Source organism: Ruegeria sp. CDSC068 (assembly GCF_059610545.1).
This window is the reverse complement of sequence record NZ_JBXWNV010000002.1, coordinates 236,849-253,829: the sequence shown is the minus strand read 5'-3', so window position 1 is coordinate 253,829 and position 16,981 is coordinate 236,849. Positions and strand designations below refer to the sequence as shown.

Here is a 16,981-nt window from a genome sequence, read left to right as displayed (position 1 = left end):
ATCCGCCCTTCAGTTCGCAAAGCCAGCAAAGCGGCGAACGGCTTGACCATCTGTCAAGGTGCTGCCACCCGCGACGACGATCTCATCGCCATCTTTCAACCCTGTCAGAACACGGACTTCGCCGGTCTGTGTGGGTTCGATGGTAACCGGCACAAGCTGGACGGCGCCTTCATCGGCCCCAACTGGTGAAAACACCATGACGCCCAGACCGCCCTCAGCGTCCGAAATGATGGCCGTTGCGGGCACAACGATACCTGTCCGAGCGTCCTGGACCTTCACATTCACGGTCACCGACGAACCCGGCAATATCTGCAACCCTTCAGGTGGGGTAAGGCCAAATTGGATACGGAAAGTTTGACCCACGCTTGAGGTTTCGGCATCAAATTCCCGTATCTGCAGAGGGAAGACCTCATCGCTGGTTGGAAACTTCGCCGTAATCGCAATGTCATCTTCCTGACCCGATCGTTGGAACAGGATTTCCGGAACATCTACTTCGATCCGCAATTCGGACATATCGTGGATACGCACGATGGGCGCCCCTGCGTTTACAGTCGTAAAAGCCTCGACCGTTCGGCGTGAGACCAGCGCGTCAAACGGCGCGGTCAGTGTTGCATGTTCCAGATCGTATTCTGCATCGCGGACGGCGATATCCGCCAGTTGCGCTTCGGTTTCCGCGTCATCCACTGCCACCTGACTGGCTGTGGTTCCGCGCAGGCGGGAAAGGCGGGCGACGGTACGATCTGCCTGATCCTTTTGCAGGACAGCGCGGTCATAGCGGCGCTGGAATGGTTCTTGATCCAATTGTGCGATCAGCTCGCCCTTGGGTATCACGAACCCCTCGGTCACCGGCATTTCGACGATTTGCCCGGAAACCTGAAAGGCCAGGTCGACCGTCTGTCGCGCAGCGACGCGTCCAAAAAACTGGCGCGAGAAACCGGGCGATGTCTCTTGGACCATCATTAGTTTTACGGGTTTGGCGCTATCCTGCGCCAAAACGGAAGTGGCGAACACGGTCAGAGCGACGCTCAGTACAGTGAAGAGTTTCATTTCTTCAATCCCTCAGGAATTCCTGTTTTCATTATATTTTCCCGGATTTTCCGGGCCAGTCGTGCAAATTCGGCAGTTTCGTCAGCATCCAGCCCAGAGGCTCGGCGGAACAGATCCCCCGCTTCGGACATCAGCACCTGCCGCATCTCAAGCCCCTTGTCCGTCAGAACCAACAACCACGCCCGACGGTCCTCCGGATCGCGCTGGCGGGTCAGGTATCCTGCCTCTTCTAGCGCGTCAGCGGTTGACGTGATGGTGGACGGCACCGTCAGCATGTCTGCAGCCAAAACGCCCATGCGTTTGGGTCGCTCAAGCTTGACCATCATATGGCATTCCTGATGGCTCAGCCCGACCTCTAGTGCGTCCAGGCTTTCTTCCAGTTTCCAGTACAGCGCATAGACCCCCATCATCGCCTGCACTTCGGGGCTGAGGCAGCGGATCAGCGCACTGTCGTCATGGGTCATCGGTGAATCCGTTTGTAACTTTGGCCTCGCATATACTTCGAAATATGAACTATTCAAGATGTGAAGTGGGTTTCAGCGCAAACTTTGACATTCCCTTGGGTCAACGTCTCTTGATCTAACCCATATATGACTGCATTTTGGGCGAATCCGAAACATTCAGGTCTTATCATGTACACGCCCGCGATCACTGGCTCAGGTGTTTTCACCCCCGAAAACGTCATCACCAACGCCGAGCTTGTCACGGCTTTCAATAAGTATGCCGACAAGATGAACGCCCAAAACGCAGACGCAATCGCGGCAGGTGAGATTGAGCCGATGCAGCATTCATCGGAAGAGTTCATCTTCAAGGCCTCCGGCATCGAGAAACGCTATGTGATGGACAAGGACGGTGTTCTGGACCCTGACGTGATGCATCCCTTGTTGCGTCAACGTGGCGATGACGAACCGGGCATTATGACCGAGATGGCCGTGGACGCCTGCAAAAAAGCGCTGAAACAAGCCGGGCGCTGCGCCGAGGACGTTGATCTGGTGATCTGCGCTGCCTCGAACCACGAACGCGCCTATCCTGCCGTCGCCATCGAGATTCAGCAGGCCCTGGGCATCAACGGGTTCGGATTTGATATGAATGTCGCCTGTTCTTCGGCCACTTTCGGGATCCAGGCCGCCGCGGACATGGTCCGCTCTGGCTCGGTCCGCGCCGCATTGGTAGTGAACCCCGAGATTTGTTCAGGCCATCTGGAATGGCGCGACCGCGATTGTCATTTCATCTTTGGCGACGTGGCCACCGCCACTTTGATCGAGCGGGTCGAAGACGCGAAGGGTCCGCATTTCGAAATTTTGTCGACACGCTGCGCGACCGAATTCTCGAACAATATCCGCAACAACAACGGCTTCCTGCGTCGTTCACGCCCTGACGGGGTGGTCGACCGCCGTGACATGCAGTTCATGCAGAACGGACGCAAAGTCTTCAAAGAAGTGCTGCCAATGGTCAGCAAACACATCTCAGATCACATGGACGCGGAAGGCGTGAACAGCGATGACCTGAAGCGCCTGTGGCTGCACCAGGCCAACAAGACGATGAATGATTTCATCGGCAAAAAGGTTCTGGGACGCGAGCCCGAAGTAAGCGAACAGCCCAACATCCTGCAGGATTATGCCAACACCTCCTCGGCCGGGTCCATCATCGCGTTCTCCAAGTATTCGGATGACCTGTCGGACGGAGATGTCGGCCTTATCTGTTCGTTCGGTGCGGGGTATTCGGTTGGGTCGGTGATTGTAAAGCGGCACGGGTGATATGCCGAGATCACTCGGGGCAAACACCAAGCCAAGGGCCGTCGCGGCTCTCGCGTGTTACTTCCAACCAACGGTTTGGCTCTGACTTACACCATTGGTACAAGGCTGGGTCTAGTGGCCGAGTGAACGTCGCTACAACCTGATCCGTGTCCAAATTGACCTGCTTTAAACCAGCTTCGGGCAATTTCGCTTTCAGCGCATCACCTAGTGCGGACAACCCGGCCCGCGCCGCAATATCCGACGTCGGGAATTGTGTCGAAATTTGAAAACTGGAAAACGCCACTTCTTCATCTTTGGGCATTCCCCTTAAACCAGCGACAATCAGCTTTCGTCCCAGATCCTGAGAGGCAATTTCACAGCTTCTTTGAGAGTACCGAGGGCGGGGCCACTTCCAAAGATCGAATCTCAAATGAATCTGGAGTTGCCCCTCCTTTGGCAAAACGTAACGGCTTGGGCATGTTTTTATGTCCGCAACGCTTGTTGTACCGTCGATCAGCCAAACACCATCATCAGTTACATCCGTTGTCACCTCGGCCAACTCTTTCAGCCTGAACTTTTCGTCCAAGACCGGACGCACCAAAATCGCATTCGGAAAAGCCTGCGTGCAGACCTTTAAAATTACCCGAGACGTTTCGAGCGTGATCCGGTCCAAGTAAGCTCGAAGGTAGGTTGTTTGTCCGGACAGGTCAGTGTTTCTGTCTGCATCAGGGCTGGTTTCCGTGGGTACAACACCCTGAACAGTGACACCAAAATAGTGGCAGAACTGCCTCTGCGAAATCGTTCCGTCTAAGGTCGGGCCAACATCAACTGACAAAATAGGCTCGGCGCTGATGGGGTCGGCACCTGGTTTTTCAGCAATCTGAACGCTCGGCCGACCGCCTCGGTAGCGAACATAAACATCCTGTTCGTCATGGGTTTGGCCATAGAACTGGCTCGGGCATGACCCGCCGCCGTTCAGCAAGGCAAGGTCAAGATTCAGAGGTTTAGGAAGCTTGGGCGTATGGAAGTCAAACATAGTTGATCGCGTGATCCCCATGCGAGGGGTAATTGACCGTAGCAAAAACAAAGCAAACCGCCGTCAGCTCACGCTTTCCTCTTCCAGGTGCAGCTTCATGTCCAGCAGGACCTGTTGCAGCTGGCTCGTTTCCCTCAACAGACGCTTGGCTTCGTTCACCGTGATGATGCCATCCTCGATCGCCGATTGATATTCGGTCATCAGCATCGCAAACCGCTGGCTCAGCGCGATGACGTCGGAATTCACTCCACCGGTGCGGGGGCTGTCGTCATTGCGCCCGTCATAGGACAGGGTGATATTCTTCAGATCGGCAAGCGCCGAGGTGACGTGAGGGAAGTTTGCCACTGCCTCAAGCCGCGCCACCGCATCGACCGGCATGAACCGATCAGTATGTTCGACATTGTCAGAATAATAACGGCCCAACGTGGCTTTGGATTTGCCGGTAATCTCGCACGCGGATTCGATTCCCACGTCTTTAACCAGCGCTTCTGTGTGTTTTTTCAGGTAGGCCCCGATATCTGCCATGTTTTTACCTTTACTGCCTGCACGCCCCACTAAATCTGCCATTGCGGGGGAAAGGGAAAAGAAAATTCCCATACTCGATTCATAATTGAAATGTCATATGTTGGCTATCCCTCAGATATGCGGGGGTTTTGTGAGTGAGTGGCGGCATTTAATGCCGGTAATGAGTGATTGCGGGTCGGTATTCTTGTCCCGCTACGGTTAGGCCGCATGTTGGCCGACGGCGTCGCCGTTGTTGGGGCGGGGGGATCCATCCCCAATGGGCTTACGCTCGACCTCCGCAACGATAATGGCGGCGTCGCTTATTGAAGGCTATTGATGGCTTGCCCGAATTGGACAGGCGTTTTAGACCCAACCCATGGCAAAACTATACTTTAATTATTCGACGATGAACGCGGGAAAATCGACCGTGTTGCTGCAAGCCTCGCACAATTACCGTGAGAGGGGGATGGACACCTATTTGATGACCGCGGCCCTTGATGGCCGGGCCGGTGTTGGCAGGATTGCGTCGCGGATCGGCATATCGGCTGATGCGGACACGTTCGCCGCCGAAACCGACGTTTTTGCGATGATTGAACAGCGCCTGAAAAAAGGGAACGTCACCTGCGTCTTTATTGATGAAGCGCAATTTCTGACCGAAGAGCAAGTCTGGCAATTGGCCCGCGCGGTGGATGATCTGCGGGTGCCTGTCCTTGCCTATGGCTTGCGCGTGGATTTTCAGGGCCACCTGTTTCCCGGCTCCGCTGCCTTGCTGGCGTTGGCGGACGAGATGCGCGAAGTGCGGACCATTTGCGAGTGTGGGCGCAAGGCCACGATGGTCATCCGTCAGGACGAAAACGGCAACGCCATCACCGAAGGCGCGCAGGTACAGATCGGCGGCAATGAAACCTATGTTTCGCTCTGCCGCAAACATTGGCGCGAGGCCGTCGGGCGCTAGACCGGGTTCGGCAAAGATCGCCCCGCGACGAAAGCTGTAACGTTGTCCAGCGCTATATGCCCCATATCGGTGCGGACCTCTTCGGTCGCGGTGCCAAGATGGGGAAATATCGTCACATTCTCCATATCGCGCAGGGCCTGCGGAACGGTGGGTTCGAACTCATAAACATCAAGGCCCGCGCCTGCGATCTGACCGGATTGCAGGGCAGCGATCAGGGAGGGTTCGTCCACAACTTCTCCGCGCGCGATGTTGATCAAGATGCCCGAAGGTTTCATCGCCTCCAGCACCGGCGCATTGATCAGGTGGCGCGTTTGCGCACCGCCGGGCACGGCGAGCACCAGGAAATCGACCGCAGCGGCCAGTTCTTTCAGGTCGGGTATGTTTTCTGCGGGAAATTCCACCTCTTTCGGGCTGCGCGACTGGTACGCCACGTCCATCCCGAAACCAAAATGGCAACGCCACGCGATCGCCTGACCAATACGGCCCATCCCGACGATCCCAACGCGTTTTCCGGTCACATGATGCCCCAGCATTTGCGTCGGATGCCAGCCTTGCCAGTTGCCCGAGCGGACCAGCCGTTCTCCCTCGCCCGCGCGGCGCGCGGTCGACAACAGCAAGGTCATCGCGATGTCAGCAGTGGCATCGGTAACCGCACCGGGGGTGTTAGTGACCTGAATCCCTGCGGTCTGTGCGGCAGCGACGTCGATATGGTTGTACCCCACACCGAAATTGGCCAGCAGTTTACAGCGCGGCTGCGGCACTTCGGAGAAGATTGTGGCCGAAAACTGATCCCCCAGCGTCGGAACCACCACATCGAACTCAGCCAATGCGCGCCGCATTTCGTCGGGCGACATTGGCAGCGTGCTGCTGCGGATTTCGACGTCGAACTCGGCGCGGGCGCGCGCCTCGACAGCGGCGGTCATGGGGCGTGCGATCAAAAGTTTCATCAGTGCATCCGTCCGCCGGTTGGAACCTCGCCATCCGGACCGATCAGAACGATCTCGCCCTTGTCATCGGGCAGGCCCAGCACCAGAACCTCGGACATGAACTTGCCGATCTGGCGCGGCGGGAAATTGACAACGGCCATCACCTGTTTGCCCACCAGCGTCTCCGAATCGTAATGCGCCGTTATCTGGGCTGAGGTTCGGCGCTCGCCAATATCGTCACCAAAGTCGATCCACATCTTGATCGCGGGCTTACGGGCCTCAGGATAGGGTTCTGCCCGGATGACCTTGCCGACGCGGATGTCGACCTTCAGAAAATCGTCGAATGAAATCTCACTCACGGGACAGCTCCTTGGATCGGTCAGTTGCGGCCTTGACGGCGCGGTGCAGCAGGTCCGGGAAACCTTCTTCCTCATGCATCAGCACTTCAAGCGCGGCCTGCGTCGTACCATTGGGCGACGTTACGTTGACGCGCAGTTGCGAAGGGTCCTCGTCGGCCGCCATTGCCAAAGCTCCTGCCCCGGCCACCGTGGATTTGGCCAGCTTCATCGCCAGATCGTGCGGCAGACCCTGAGCCTGCCCGGCAGCGGCCAGCGTTTCGATCAGATGAAAGACATAAGCCGGACCAGAGCCACTAAGACCTGTCACCGCATCCATCTGCGATTCTTCCTCAAGGCGAACTGTGTCACCGATGGCGGACAGCAGGTTTTCGGCAAGAGAAACATCAGCATCGGATGCAACCAAATTGCCAATCAGCGCCGTGATTCCCTGCCGGATTGCTGCCGGAGTGTTCGGCATGGCGCGCACGATCGGAGTGCCTTCGCCTAGTACATTCTCGAAGGTTGCAATAGACGTACCCGCCGCGACCGAGACGAAAAGGCTACCGCCACCGCCCAGCGCCTTGATCGATGGCAGCGCATCGCCCATCATTTGCGGCTTGACGGCAACCAGCACGACCGCCGGGGCCTCGGGTAATGGAGTGTTGATATTGACGCCCTGCGCCTTCAGCCATTCTGAGGGGTACGGATCAATCACCCAGACAGCTGACGCAGGAAGGCCATGCTCCAGCCAACCGGCGAGCATGGCCGAACCCATCTTGCCGCACCCCAGAAGAACCAGCCCCTGCTCGGCGACGCGTGACATGTCCATGATTGCCCCTCTCCTTATCCGGTTTGGGGCAAAGCTTTACGCGCGGCCGTAGGCCTCTGCAATGGCGACCTGCATTGCATCCTCGGGATCGCGGTTGCCCCAGGTGACCAGTTGGATCGCGGGGTAATAGCGCTCGGCGCTCAGAACCGCAGCGGTGATCATCGTGTCGATCTGTTCCGGGCTGGCCATCTGGCCACCCGCTAGAACCAAACCATACCTGTAGACCATCAGCTTTTGATTGGCCCAGTAGGTGAACGCCCCTGCCCAGCACTGATCGTTCATCTTGTTGAGCAGCTCATAAAGCACGTTTTCACGCTCGGAAGGCGGCTCCATTTCGAAAGAACACACCATGCGGAGCGTTTCGTCATAGTTGGACCAGGCCAAGGTGATCGAATAGGTGCGCCACTGTCCTTCGACAGCCATGGCAATCTGATCATCCCCGATCCGGTCGAAATCCCAGTCGTGGTGTTCGGCAAGATGTTCAACAATGTCGATTGGATGAAGGTCTTCTTCGAGAAACTGTTCGGAAAGGGCCATAATGCCACCTCACTAATCTCTAGCCTTTTAGGGGCTGGCAGCGCCCCAGCGCTAGTTGCTTGCTCTACAAGCCGGGCTTCCCCAGTCTGCCTGTACTAGATATGGTGCGCCGCGGGCAGGGATCTGGCAACCCTATTTGTTGGGGATAACAGCAATAAGTTGTGGACAGTCAGCAACGGCGATCAAAATATTGGTGCTACCGCCAGCTTTGTCTTGATTAAATTTGGTAAGGCGTCAGAATACACAACACCGCACAATCCCAGCGTGGATTGCGCGGCGGTTTTCTTTTTTCAAAATCTCGAGTGTGCGGAACTTATTTGTCCAGTTTGGCTTCAAGCGCCGCAATGCGCGCCTCAAGTGCGGCGTTCTCTTCGCGCGCTTTCTGGGCCATGGCGCGCACAGCATCAAACTCTTCGCGCGTGACGAAATCGCGGTCGGCCAGCCAGCGGTCGATCATCGACTTCATCGCGTTTTCGGCCTCGTCTTTCGCGCCTTGGGCCACGCCCATGGCATTGGTCATCAGTTGGGAAACGTCATCAAGAATCTTGTTACGGGTTTGCATGGCTTTACTCCGGTATCGCGGTTGGTCTCTATATGGGTAAAGAATGGCCCGGGCTCAAGGTTGACTTGCCCCGCTAACCCCGGGCAATGAGACGCACATGCAGGCTGTTCTGAATTTCCCCGACCTTTCGCCCGAAGTTTTCTCGATCTCGCTGTTCGGGATGGAGTTCGCACTTAGATGGTACGCGCTGGCCTATATCGCCGGTATTCTGATCGCATGGCGATTGGGTACTGCGGCGCTGAAGCGTCCGGCCCTTTGGCCTGATCAAACACCACCGATGAAACCGCAGCAACTAGAGGATCTGATCACCTGGATCATCCTTGGGGTGATTCTCGGCGGGCGACTGGGATTCGTTCTGTTTTATCAACCGGCCTATTACTTATCGCATCCACTAGAGATTTTGATGATCTGGCAGGGCGGCATGGCCTTCCATGGTGGTCTGCTGGGGGTTGTCGTTGCGTCCTATCTCTATGCTCGGCGTTACCAGGTGCCGGTATTGTCTTTGGCTGATCTGATCGCACATGCTGTGCCGCCCGGGCTGTTGTTAGGGCGGTTGGCGAACTTCACTAATGCCGAGCTTTGGGGGCGACCCAGCGACGTTCCATGGGCGGTGATCTTTCCAGGTGGTGCCGCACAGGACTGCCCGGGTGTTGTAGCCGGGATGTGTGCCAGACACCCTTCACAACTTTATGAAGCCGCACTGGAAGGTTTGTTGCTGGGCGCACTTTTGCTGTGGATGGCCTATCGACGTGGGGCGTTTCACAAGCCCGGTCTGGTGATGGGTGTATTTCTGGCAGGTTATGGTGCCTCGCGTTTCATTGTTGAGTTCTTTCGTCAGCCTGACGCACAGTTCGTCTCGGCCGGGAATCCGCTGGGGCTGGCATGGCACGTGGGTGGTTATGGCCTGACCATGGGGCAAATGCTGTCGCTGCCAATGATCGCGCTTGGCCTGTGGTTTGCGCTGCGCGCGCGACGCACTCAATGAACCTTAAGGATCACCTACTGGCGCAAATTGCGCTGAATGGCCCGATGAGCGTGGCCGATTTCATGACTGAATGCCTGCTGAACCCCAAGTTTGGATACTACACCACTCGTGATCCGCTGGGCGCGCAGGGGGATTTCACCACCGCCCCGGAAATCAGCCAGATGTTCGGAGAAATGATCGGACTTGCACTGGCGCAAAGCTGGATGGATCAGGACAAGCCGGACAGATTCATTCTAGCAGAGTTGGGACCGGGTCGCGGCACCCTGATGGCGGATATCCTGCGCGCAACCAGCAGCGTATCCGGGTTTCACGAGGCCGCAGAAATTGTTTTGTTCGAAGCCTCCCCTGCCCTGCGGGACAGACAGGCGCAATCGCTGAGCGGTCACAACCCGCGTTGGATCGATATGCTCACAGACCTCCCCGATGCACCCCTGTTTCTGGTGGCGAACGAATTTTTTGATGCCCTGCCAGTCCGCCAATTCATACGTGACGGCGATGGCTGGTGCGAACGTCTGATCGGTGTGCAGGGTGAATCGCTGACGTATGGGCTGGGGCCGAACACAGCTCAGGTCGCGCTAACGGATCGCATGATAGACACCCAAGATGGCGATCTGGTTGAACTCTGCGCGGCCGCAATTCCGATCCTGACCGTGATCGCCGGGCGGATCGCCACTTATGGCGGGGCGGGTCTGATCGTGGATTACGGTGACTGGCATTCGCTGGGCGACACGTTTCAAGCTTTGCAATCACATGAACGTGTTGATCCCCTGCAAGCTCCGGGTCGGGCGGATCTGACTGCGCATGTAGATTTCGAGCCCCTTGCCATAGCCGCACGGGCCGCCGGTTGCGCCCATACAAAGCTGACACCTCAGGGCATGTTTCTGGAACGGTTGGGCATCACGGCCCGCGCACAGGCGCTGGCTGCGCCACTCGGCGGGTCTGAGCTTGAGACGCTCATTGCTGCACATCGCCGGTTGACGCATCCCGAGGAAATGGGAAATCTGTTCAAAGTACTGGGTCTCTATCCTTCTTACGCTGCACCTCCACCGGGACTGGAACCATGACATTGGAAATTCTGACCTCGGACATCTTATCGCCTGTCCGCCACGGGTTCTTCAGCCGTCGGGGCGGTGCCTCTTCCGGAATATTCGCGGGCTTGAACTGCGGCTATGGCTCGTCGGACCAAACCGAAGCGGTGGCAGTGAACCGTCAGCGCGTGGCCGCCGCGATGGAAGTCAGCCCAGACGCTTTGGTTGGCGTGCATCAAGTGCATTCTCCAACTGTTCTGACGGTGGACGCTCCGATAAATGGCGACAAACCCAAAGCGGATGCGGTTGTCACCGCAACCCCGGGACTGGCACTGACGATTCTGACAGCGGATTGCCAACCGGTCCTGTTTGCCGATTCTGACGCGAATGTGATCGGGGCTGCGCATGCCGGGTGGCGCGGTGCTTTGGACGGTGTATTGGAGGCAACCCTGGACGCGATGGAGGCATTGGGCGCAAAGCGGGAAAACACCGTGGCTGTCATTGGTCCTACGATTTCTCAAAACGCCTATGAAGTCGGTCCAGATTTTCTGGATGAATTCGCGGCGGATTCACCCGAAAACCTTAGGTTCTTTGCGAATGGCAATGGGGATCGACTGCAGTTCGACCTGCCCGCCTATGGTCTGCACAAATTGCGGCAAGCCGGGGTGGGTGAGGCCGAATGGACGCGGCACTGCACCTATTCGGACCCGGACAGGTTTTATTCCTACCGCCGCTCCACCCACGCGAAAGAAGTCGACTATGGCCGCCTGATTTCCGCCATAAAATTATAGGGCTCGTCCCAAATGTGGCAAAAACGCCGCTTTTTTGCCACATTTGTTGTGTCTGTTTGAGTCGAGACATTTTGATTTTTATTGTCCGTACTCAGGTGTTTATCAAACGATTATCCAGCAGTGCGAGGCATTCCGAAAGAAGAGGATCTGCTGACTTTCAACTTTGCTGCTTTAACCCCGGATCAGCCTTATCGGTGCCGTATTGACGCATCACAGTGATCCGACAAGGGAAACCGGGTGTTCACCCCGATACGAGCAGGAATAATAACATGAAGGTTAAATCTCGCTTTCTTAGCGCCGTTGTTGCGGCGACGCGAGAGCAGGCACCGGAAATGCCGTGGAAACGGGTTTCCAGTACTTCGGTCAGGGTCGCGCGCCGCTTGGCACGCCAACGCTGACCAAAAGCCCAAGGAACCATGCTGCCGGTTCCAAGGGTCAAGACGCACATCGGAGGGGTGCTCCGGGCCGATGTGTGACTAACCGCTGAAATTTCCAGCGGCCATGTTCAGGGGTGTGTGTGCGCAGGTAATTTCCGCCTGCGTTTTAGTGAGTTTGTCTGGGGGGTCAGTGTGTTGACCAAAGAAAAGCAAAAACTTATCGCGTCGCGACGCCGGAATGGCGTGCCCATAATGGTCGCTCTCTCATTAAAGACAAAGAAAACGCCGGTCAGGTTGCCCTGTACGGAGGGCTTTACCCGTCTGAACGGTATTTTAGAGGGGACGGAATGAAAATGACAATTCCACATTCCTTGACGCGCGCAGCCAGAAACGCGGTCGAAACTTCGGCCATGCTGCGCGAAATTCCGAGGACAAACGCAAGACCAAAGGCCCAGTTGCGGCGCTATGAGGTCAGTACCTTGATGCCAAACGGAGATGTTTCGCAAACGCGCCACATCGCTCCGGCATTGCCCATGTTCGAAGACGCCTTTTGTGCCTTTACACGCGGATCCCTGGTGGAAACCGAAAACGGCCCATTGGCGATCGAAGATCTGCTGCCGGGCGACTTGGTTCTGACACAGGATGGCGCGCTGCAGACCGTGTTGTGGAAGGGGTCGGTGACCCTGATTCCCGGACGCGAGGATTCGCGTGGTCGAACACGCCCGCTAACTCGGATCATGGCCGATACATTTGGAATGCAAAAGCCGCTGTCCGGCGTAATCGCGGGACCCGCAGCACGTCTGCTGGGCACACCTGCGCATCTGCGCCATTTACACGACGGGGCCGAAATTCTGACCCCTGTCCATGAATTCCAGGACGGTATGAGCGTGATCGAAACATTGCCGCCGACCCCGATTGAGCTGTTTCACATCTGCCTGAAACGTCATTCGGTCATCAAGGTCGATGGCCTGCAATTCGAATCATACCATCCAGGAGTCAATGCCGCACGCCAGGTTAGCCAATCGCTCAGATCGATCTACCTGAACTTGTTTGCGCATATCGAATCGCTGAGCGATTTTGGCCCGCTGGTTTTGCCACGCGCCGGAGACGGTGAGATAGATGCGCTTACGGCCTGAAAACAAAAAACTAACTGCAGTGTGGGGGCATTATGCAGCTGATAATTAGTTGGGTTCTATCATTGACGGTCGCAGCATTTCTGCCGCCGTCAAAATCGCATCAAAAGCGAATGATGTTCACGCCGTCCGGTTCATTCGTTCTTCCAGAACGTCGAAGGGAACGCCGGGTTCGTCCTTGGCGCCGCGAATAACCAGCGATGTTTTTACGCTGGCTACATTGGGCGTAGTCAGCAGCTCGCCCGTCAGAAACTGCTGAAAACTGCTCAGGTCGGGGGCGACGCATTTCAGGATAAAGTCCACCTCGCCGTTCAACATGTGGCATTCCCGAACCAGCGGCCATTCGCGGCAGCGTTCCTCAAATGCGTTAAGTTCGGATTCGGCCTGGCTTTCCAACCCCACCATGGCAAAGACCTGAACCTCGAACCCCAACTCGCGTGAGTTCACATCGGCATGGTAGCCGCGAATAAGCCCGGATTCTTCCAACGTACGCACGCGCCGCAGGCAAGGCGGCGCTGAAATACCTACGCGTTTTGCCAACTCGACATTGGTCATGCGACCGTCTGCCTGCAATTCTGCCAAAATCTTGCGGTCAATCTCATCCAGCCGTATCGCGACCATGAAATGCTCCTAATTTTTCGGTTGTTATATCAGCACCCGACCAATGCGCAATTATCTTTCGCACCTGCGCAATATTCTATATTTTCAATGTTCTTTTTTTGGGCACCTTGCCGCAAATGCATGACTGCCTGTCAAAAGGTTGGGGGTTTAAGCCCTGCGCGACGCTCGCTATATCCATCCGTCAGGGGCCACGCGCCCCAATCAGGCAGATCGAGTTGGGGGTACTATGGCCGAAACACGACACACCAGGGTTCTGATCATCGGATCGGGACCGGCCGGTTACACGGCCGGCGTTTATGCAAGCCGCGCGATGCTGGAGCCGATTCTGGTTCAGGGCATCGAGCCGGGCGGCCAGCTGACCACAACGACCGAGGTCGAAAACTGGCCCGGAGACACCGAGGTTCAAGGCCCCGACCTGATGGTGCGTATGCAGGACCATGCCAAGGCGATGGGCTGTGAAATCATCGGTGACATCATCAACGATCTGGACCTCAGCAAACGCCCGTTCACCGCAACCGGCGACAGCGGCACTGTTTACACAGCAGATGCCGTCATTCTGGCCACCGGCGCGCGCGCCAAATGGCTGGGCCTGCCGTCGGAAGAGAAATTTAAGGGCTTTGGCGTTTCCGCTTGCGCGACCTGCGACGGCTTCTTTTATCGCGGACAGGAAATCGTGGTCATCGGTGGCGGCAACACCGCCGTAGAAGAGGCGCTGTTTCTGACCAATTTTGCCAGCAAGGTCACTTTGATCCATCGTCGTGATGAGCTGCGCGCGGAAAAGATCCTGCAGGACCGGCTGCTGAAGCATGAAAAAATCGAACCCCTGTGGTTCCACGAGTTGGAAGAAGTGACCGGCACCGATGCCCCGCTGGGTGTCGAAGGTGTGCGGGTCAAAAACGTGAAGACCGGCGAGATTACCGAGATCCCCTGCAAAGGCGTTTTTGTCGCGATCGGACACGCACCTGCCAATGAACTGGTCAAGGACTCACTGGAAAGCCATATGGGCGGCTATGTCGTGACCAAGCCAGGTTCGACCGAGACCTCGGTGCCGGGTGTATTTGCCGCCGGGGATCTGACGGACCATATCTACCGGCAGGCTGTGACCAGCGCCGGCATGGGATGCATGGCCGCGCTGGATGCCGAGCGTTTCCTGGCCGAACAGGATTGATCTGATGCTGGAATTCTCTGGCCCGGTCTGGAGAATTCTTTTTCTGACGCAATTGGACGCCCCTTTGGCCCCTGCTCGGGCGCCAGAGGGGCGTTTTCATTACTCGGGGCAGACGGCGTTTTACGCCTCGCTCAGCGCAGAAGGTGCTGGGGTCGCTATTCGAAGATATGTTTCGGCGGGCGATCCACCACGGGTCTTACAGCGGGCAACCGTGACAGGCGCAAAACTGGTCGACTTACGTGGACAGCGCAAGGCATCGGTCGTTTGGCAGGACATTCACGCCAAGCAGGGCACCTCGCCGACATGGACGTTCTCGGACCGCGCGCGTGACGCAGGCGCTGACGGGTTGCTATACAGCTCACGCTCGCGCCCCGAACTCAGCCACATTGTCCTGTTCGACCCGTCTCCTTCGCTGATCCGTGTGAATACGCCGTCAACAGATTGGACACCGCCCTATCCGCAACCTGCGCTTGACCGCTAAGCTGCGGCGTATCAGACTCGGCCTCAAGCGAGACCAACGCAGGTGATCTGATTGAAAACTGTTCTGTGGCAAGGCGGGTGGGCGACCCGGCTGAGGATCGGCAGCGGCCTAGTTCTGTTCGCCTTTGCGTTCTTTCACTTCATCAACATCGGCCTTGGTCTGTTTCACACGGACTACCTGCATGACATGCAGGATGCCCGGCATGTAATCACACGTCACGATGTAGGCAGCATAATACTCTATGCTGCTCTTTTGATTCACGCGGGGTTAGCCCTGTACTCGATCAGCCAGCGCCGGACTTTGCGCATGCCGTTCAGCACGGGGTTGCAGATGGTTCTGGGGTTGTTGATCCCATTGCAGCTGATCTCGCATATCGTGCAAACGCGCTATGCGAACACGGTTTACGATGTGAACGATGAAATGGGCTATATCATCGTTCTGATGTGGCCGAGCTACGCGGTCTGGATGCAAAGCCTGTTGTTGCTGGTGGTGTGGGTGCATGGCTGTATCGGACTGCACATGTGGCTGCGGCTGACCCGCTGGTGGCCCAAATTGGTGCCATATCTGATTGGCCTGGCTGTGTTTGTTCCGACATTTGCCCTTGCCGGAGTGTTGACGGAGGGGCGCCGTATCTGGGCTGATTTTGCAGACCCGTTTTTGCGCGAACAATATATCGAGCATTACAACTGGCCCTCTCCCGAAGACTTCCAGCACCTGTTCAGCGTAAAAGACAATGCGCTCATGGCGTTCTGGGTGGCCCTTGGCGCATCCCTGGCGGTATTTGCGATCCGCAAGCTGTGGCGCCGCCGACATTCCGTGCGCGTCAAGTACGCTCAAGGCCCTGAGGTCGTTGCCGAAAAAGGGATGACCCTGCTTGAAATTTCCCAAGCCAACGGCATTCCACACACGGCGCTATGCGGTGGCAAAGGGCGCTGCACCACCTGCCGCGTGATTGTCGAGGCGGGCGGGGATCAACTGCCTGAACCTGGTGAGGTCGAAGCCCGAAGCCTAGCTGCGGTCAGCGCCCCGGCGGGTGCCCGGCTGGCATGTCAAATCCGACCGATGGCTCCGATCACAGCGTTTCGCATGTTCCGCCCAGATGGCGCCCGACACCGGGCACATGCAAGCCAGGGTCAGGAACGGCAATTGGCGGTCCTGTTTCTGGACATGCGCGGCTTTACCTCGCGCACCGCTGGCCAACTGCCCTACGACATCGTTTTCCTGCTAAACCGCTTTTTCGACGCCATCGTCCCCGCGATCACGGCCGAGGGCGGAGTGGTCGACAAATACATGGGCGACGGCCTGTTGGCCGTGTTCGAAACCAACGACGCCCAAAGCTCTGCTCGGGCAGGGATGAAAGCGGCCATTGATATCAGCCTTGCCTTGCAGCGTTTCAACCAGCAGCTGGAAACAGAGGGCAGCCCTCGGATCCGCATCGGAATGGGCCTGCATCTGGGGGACCTTGTTCTGGGTGAAATCGGTGCCGCGGGCCACGCCGCCCGTACAATCATCGGCGACACCGTAAACGTGGCCAGCCGGTTAGAGGCGGAAACCAAGAACTTGGGCTGCGAACTTTTGGTCTCAGAAGAGTTGTTGCTGGCGGCAGGATATGACGGCGATATGCGGCAGGTTCGCCCTTTCGACCTGCGTGGCGTGACGCGACCGATTCCCGCCCTGCCCGTCCCTAAAGCGGCGGATTTGAGCGCCAGTGCGGCTGCATAAGAACACTCGCCCTGAATTGGGTGGAATTGTTGCCCACCTCGGGAACCAGCTTCGCAGATTGCCACACAAACCGGAATATCCTTCCATTGCGTGAAAAAACCGCGCATATCGTCCTTTGTTTCACCAATGTATATGGACTTCACCCAAAAGCCGGGGCAAACGCCCCTTAATCAATGGCAAAGCAGCACTTTTACAAGAGTAATCC

At 57.0% G+C, this 16,981-nt stretch carries 20 protein-coding genes; 10 read left to right on the top strand and 10 right to left on the bottom strand.

The genetic code is table 11. The features are described 5' to 3' along the window. Positions 1-9 precede the first annotated feature (9 nt). Complete coding sequence (locus tag AC2FID_RS05945; protein WP_282168956.1) at positions 10-1,047, bottom strand: efflux RND transporter periplasmic adaptor subunit; 1,038 nt, start codon at positions 1,045-1,047, stop codon at positions 10-12. Continuing rightward, complete coding sequence (locus AC2FID_RS05940; RefSeq protein WP_058275550.1) at positions 1,044-1,511, bottom strand: MarR family winged helix-turn-helix transcriptional regulator; 468 nt, start codon at positions 1,509-1,511, stop codon at positions 1,044-1,046. Before AC2FID_RS05940 ends, AC2FID_RS05945 begins: the two co-directional genes overlap by 4 nt. Positions 1,512-1,679: 168 nt before the next feature. On the opposite strand from AC2FID_RS05940, the gene AC2FID_RS05935 reads away from it, so the two are divergent. Next, complete coding sequence (locus AC2FID_RS05935) at positions 1,680-2,804, top strand: beta-ketoacyl-ACP synthase III (RefSeq protein WP_496835887.1); 1,125 nt, start codon at positions 1,680-1,682, stop codon at positions 2,802-2,804. Positions 2,805-2,814: 10 nt separating this feature from the next. On the opposite strand, the gene AC2FID_RS05930 is transcribed toward AC2FID_RS05935, so the two are convergent. Beyond that, the gene (locus tag AC2FID_RS05930) at positions 2,815-3,819 is read right to left on the bottom strand and encodes a hypothetical protein (RefSeq protein ID WP_496835886.1); all 1,005 of its coding nucleotides are present in this window, start codon (positions 3,817-3,819) and stop codon (positions 2,815-2,817) included. A 63-nt stretch (positions 3,820-3,882) separates the two neighbouring features. Beyond that, positions 3,883-4,344, bottom strand: coding sequence for a hypothetical protein (locus AC2FID_RS05925; protein WP_058275729.1), 462 nt, complete (start codon positions 4,342-4,344; stop codon positions 3,883-3,885). A 355-nt stretch (positions 4,345-4,699) separates the two neighbouring features. Here AC2FID_RS05925 and AC2FID_RS05920 point away from each other — a divergent pair, with 355 nt between their 5' ends. Then, positions 4,700-5,278, top strand: coding sequence for a thymidine kinase (locus AC2FID_RS05920; RefSeq protein WP_108859299.1), 579 nt, complete (start codon positions 4,700-4,702; stop codon positions 5,276-5,278). Here the strand turns inward: AC2FID_RS05920 and AC2FID_RS05915 are convergent. The 5 genes from AC2FID_RS05915 to AC2FID_RS05895 form a co-directional block, all read right to left on the bottom strand. Next, positions 5,275-6,225 carry a 2-hydroxyacid dehydrogenase gene (locus AC2FID_RS05915; RefSeq protein ID WP_496835883.1) on the bottom strand — a complete coding sequence of 317 codons (951 nt, stop codon included), beginning with the start codon at positions 6,223-6,225 and terminating at the stop codon, positions 5,275-5,277. The two genes, AC2FID_RS05920 and AC2FID_RS05915, sit on opposite strands and share 4 nt — an antisense overlap. Then, positions 6,225-6,563: a tRNA-binding protein gene (locus AC2FID_RS05910; RefSeq protein ID WP_496835882.1), complete on the bottom strand. Its 339-nt coding sequence runs from the start codon at positions 6,561-6,563 to the stop codon at positions 6,225-6,227. The genes AC2FID_RS05915 and AC2FID_RS05910 overlap by 1 nt, the downstream gene beginning before the upstream one ends. Beyond that, the gene (proC, locus tag AC2FID_RS05905) at positions 6,556-7,371 is read right to left on the bottom strand and encodes a pyrroline-5-carboxylate reductase (protein ID WP_108859296.1); all 816 of its coding nucleotides are present in this window, start codon (positions 7,369-7,371) and stop codon (positions 6,556-6,558) included. Before proC ends, AC2FID_RS05910 begins: the two co-directional genes overlap by 8 nt. 36 nt (positions 7,372-7,407) lie before the next feature. Then, on the bottom strand, positions 7,408-7,908 hold the full coding sequence (locus AC2FID_RS05900; protein ID WP_058275545.1) for a type III secretion system chaperone family protein: 501 nt from the start codon (positions 7,906-7,908) through the stop codon (positions 7,408-7,410). 313 nt (positions 7,909-8,221) lie between these two features. Further along, positions 8,222-8,470, bottom strand: a complete 249-nt coding sequence (locus AC2FID_RS05895) for an accessory factor UbiK family protein (RefSeq protein ID WP_108859295.1) — start codon at positions 8,468-8,470, stop codon at positions 8,222-8,224. Positions 8,471-8,567: 97 nt separating this feature from the next. Between AC2FID_RS05895 and lgt the strand changes: the two genes are divergently transcribed. The 5 genes from lgt (at position 8,568) to AC2FID_RS05870 (ending at position 12,787) form a co-directional block, all read left to right on the top strand. Beyond that, positions 8,568-9,455 carry a prolipoprotein diacylglyceryl transferase gene (gene lgt / locus AC2FID_RS05890; RefSeq protein WP_109313258.1) on the top strand — a complete coding sequence of 296 codons (888 nt, stop codon included), beginning with the start codon at positions 8,568-8,570 and terminating at the stop codon, positions 9,453-9,455. Then, positions 9,452-10,519, top strand: a complete 1,068-nt coding sequence (locus AC2FID_RS05885; RefSeq protein ID WP_496835879.1) for a class I SAM-dependent methyltransferase — start codon at positions 9,452-9,454, stop codon at positions 10,517-10,519. Before lgt ends, AC2FID_RS05885 begins: the two co-directional genes overlap by 4 nt. Next, entirely contained in the window at positions 10,516-11,274 is a 759-nt protein-coding gene (gene pgeF, locus AC2FID_RS05880; RefSeq protein WP_496835877.1) for a peptidoglycan editing factor PgeF, read from the top strand. Before AC2FID_RS05885 ends, pgeF begins: the two co-directional genes overlap by 4 nt. Positions 11,275-11,543: 269 nt before the next feature. Beyond that, complete coding sequence (locus AC2FID_RS05875; RefSeq protein ID WP_282118988.1) at positions 11,544-11,672, top strand: hypothetical protein; 129 nt, start codon at positions 11,544-11,546, stop codon at positions 11,670-11,672. Positions 11,673-12,004: 332 nt separating this feature from the next. Continuing rightward, a complete protein-coding gene (locus AC2FID_RS05870; protein WP_282169096.1) occupies positions 12,005-12,787 on the top strand; it encodes a Hint domain-containing protein in 783 nt (260 codons plus the stop codon). 117 nt (positions 12,788-12,904) lie between these two features. Here AC2FID_RS05870 and AC2FID_RS05865 read toward each other — a convergent pair whose 3' ends face one another. After that, on the bottom strand, positions 12,905-13,405 hold the full coding sequence (locus AC2FID_RS05865; RefSeq protein ID WP_058275538.1) for an Lrp/AsnC family transcriptional regulator: 501 nt from the start codon (positions 13,403-13,405) through the stop codon (positions 12,905-12,907). A gap of 226 nt (positions 13,406-13,631) precedes the next feature. Between AC2FID_RS05865 and trxB the strand changes: the two genes are divergently transcribed. Genes trxB through AC2FID_RS05850 form a run of 3 tightly spaced genes read left to right on the top strand, consistent with a single transcriptional unit; the run spans position 13,632 to position 16,776 of the window. Further along, complete coding sequence (gene trxB / locus AC2FID_RS05860) at positions 13,632-14,573, top strand: thioredoxin-disulfide reductase (RefSeq protein WP_282118987.1); 942 nt, start codon at positions 13,632-13,634, stop codon at positions 14,571-14,573. 4 nt (positions 14,574-14,577) lie between these two features. Next, positions 14,578-15,054: an RES family NAD+ phosphorylase gene (locus AC2FID_RS05855; RefSeq protein ID WP_282118986.1), complete on the top strand. Its 477-nt coding sequence runs from the start codon at positions 14,578-14,580 to the stop codon at positions 15,052-15,054. Positions 15,055-15,105: 51 nt separating this feature from the next. Beyond that, complete coding sequence (locus AC2FID_RS05850; protein WP_496760838.1) at positions 15,106-16,776, top strand: adenylate/guanylate cyclase domain-containing protein; 1,671 nt, start codon at positions 15,106-15,108, stop codon at positions 16,774-16,776. Positions 16,777-16,981 lie beyond the last annotated feature (205 nt).

Coding starts and splice junctions, on each gene's coding strand:
- AC2FID_RS05945 (WP_282168956.1), bottom strand. CDS start 1,047: ATGAAACTCTTCACTGTACTGAGCGTCGCTCTGACCGTGTTCGCCACT.
- AC2FID_RS05940 (WP_058275550.1), bottom strand. CDS start 1,511: ATGACCCATGACGACAGTGCGCTGATCCGCTGCCTCAGCCCCGAAGTG.
- AC2FID_RS05935 (WP_496835887.1), top strand. CDS start 1,680: ATGTACACGCCCGCGATCACTGGCTCAGGTGTTTTCACCCCCGAAAAC.
- AC2FID_RS05930 (WP_496835886.1), bottom strand. CDS start 3,819: ATGTTTGACTTCCATACGCCCAAGCTTCCTAAACCTCTGAATCTTGAC.
- AC2FID_RS05925 (WP_058275729.1), bottom strand. CDS start 4,344: ATGGCAGATATCGGGGCCTACCTGAAAAAACACACAGAAGCGCTGGTT.
- AC2FID_RS05920 (WP_108859299.1), top strand. CDS start 4,700: ATGGCAAAACTATACTTTAATTATTCGACGATGAACGCGGGAAAATCG.
- AC2FID_RS05915 (WP_496835883.1), bottom strand. CDS start 6,225: ATGAAACTTTTGATCGCACGCCCCATGACCGCCGCTGTCGAGGCGCGC.
- proC (WP_108859296.1), bottom strand. CDS start 7,371: ATGGACATGTCACGCGTCGCCGAGCAGGGGCTGGTTCTTCTGGGGTGC.
- AC2FID_RS05900 (WP_058275545.1), bottom strand. CDS start 7,908: ATGGCCCTTTCCGAACAGTTTCTCGAAGAAGACCTTCATCCAATCGAC.
- AC2FID_RS05895 (WP_108859295.1), bottom strand. CDS start 8,470: ATGCAAACCCGTAACAAGATTCTTGATGACGTTTCCCAACTGATGACC.
- lgt (WP_109313258.1), top strand. CDS start 8,568: ATGCAGGCTGTTCTGAATTTCCCCGACCTTTCGCCCGAAGTTTTCTCG.
- AC2FID_RS05885 (WP_496835879.1), top strand. CDS start 9,452: ATGAACCTTAAGGATCACCTACTGGCGCAAATTGCGCTGAATGGCCCG.
- pgeF (WP_496835877.1), top strand. CDS start 10,516: ATGACATTGGAAATTCTGACCTCGGACATCTTATCGCCTGTCCGCCAC.
- AC2FID_RS05875 (WP_282118988.1), top strand. CDS start 11,544: ATGAAGGTTAAATCTCGCTTTCTTAGCGCCGTTGTTGCGGCGACGCGA.
- AC2FID_RS05870 (WP_282169096.1), top strand. CDS start 12,005: ATGACAATTCCACATTCCTTGACGCGCGCAGCCAGAAACGCGGTCGAA.
- AC2FID_RS05865 (WP_058275538.1), bottom strand. CDS start 13,405: ATGGTCGCGATACGGCTGGATGAGATTGACCGCAAGATTTTGGCAGAA.
- trxB (WP_282118987.1), top strand. CDS start 13,632: ATGGCCGAAACACGACACACCAGGGTTCTGATCATCGGATCGGGACCG.
- AC2FID_RS05855 (WP_282118986.1), top strand. CDS start 14,578: ATGCTGGAATTCTCTGGCCCGGTCTGGAGAATTCTTTTTCTGACGCAA.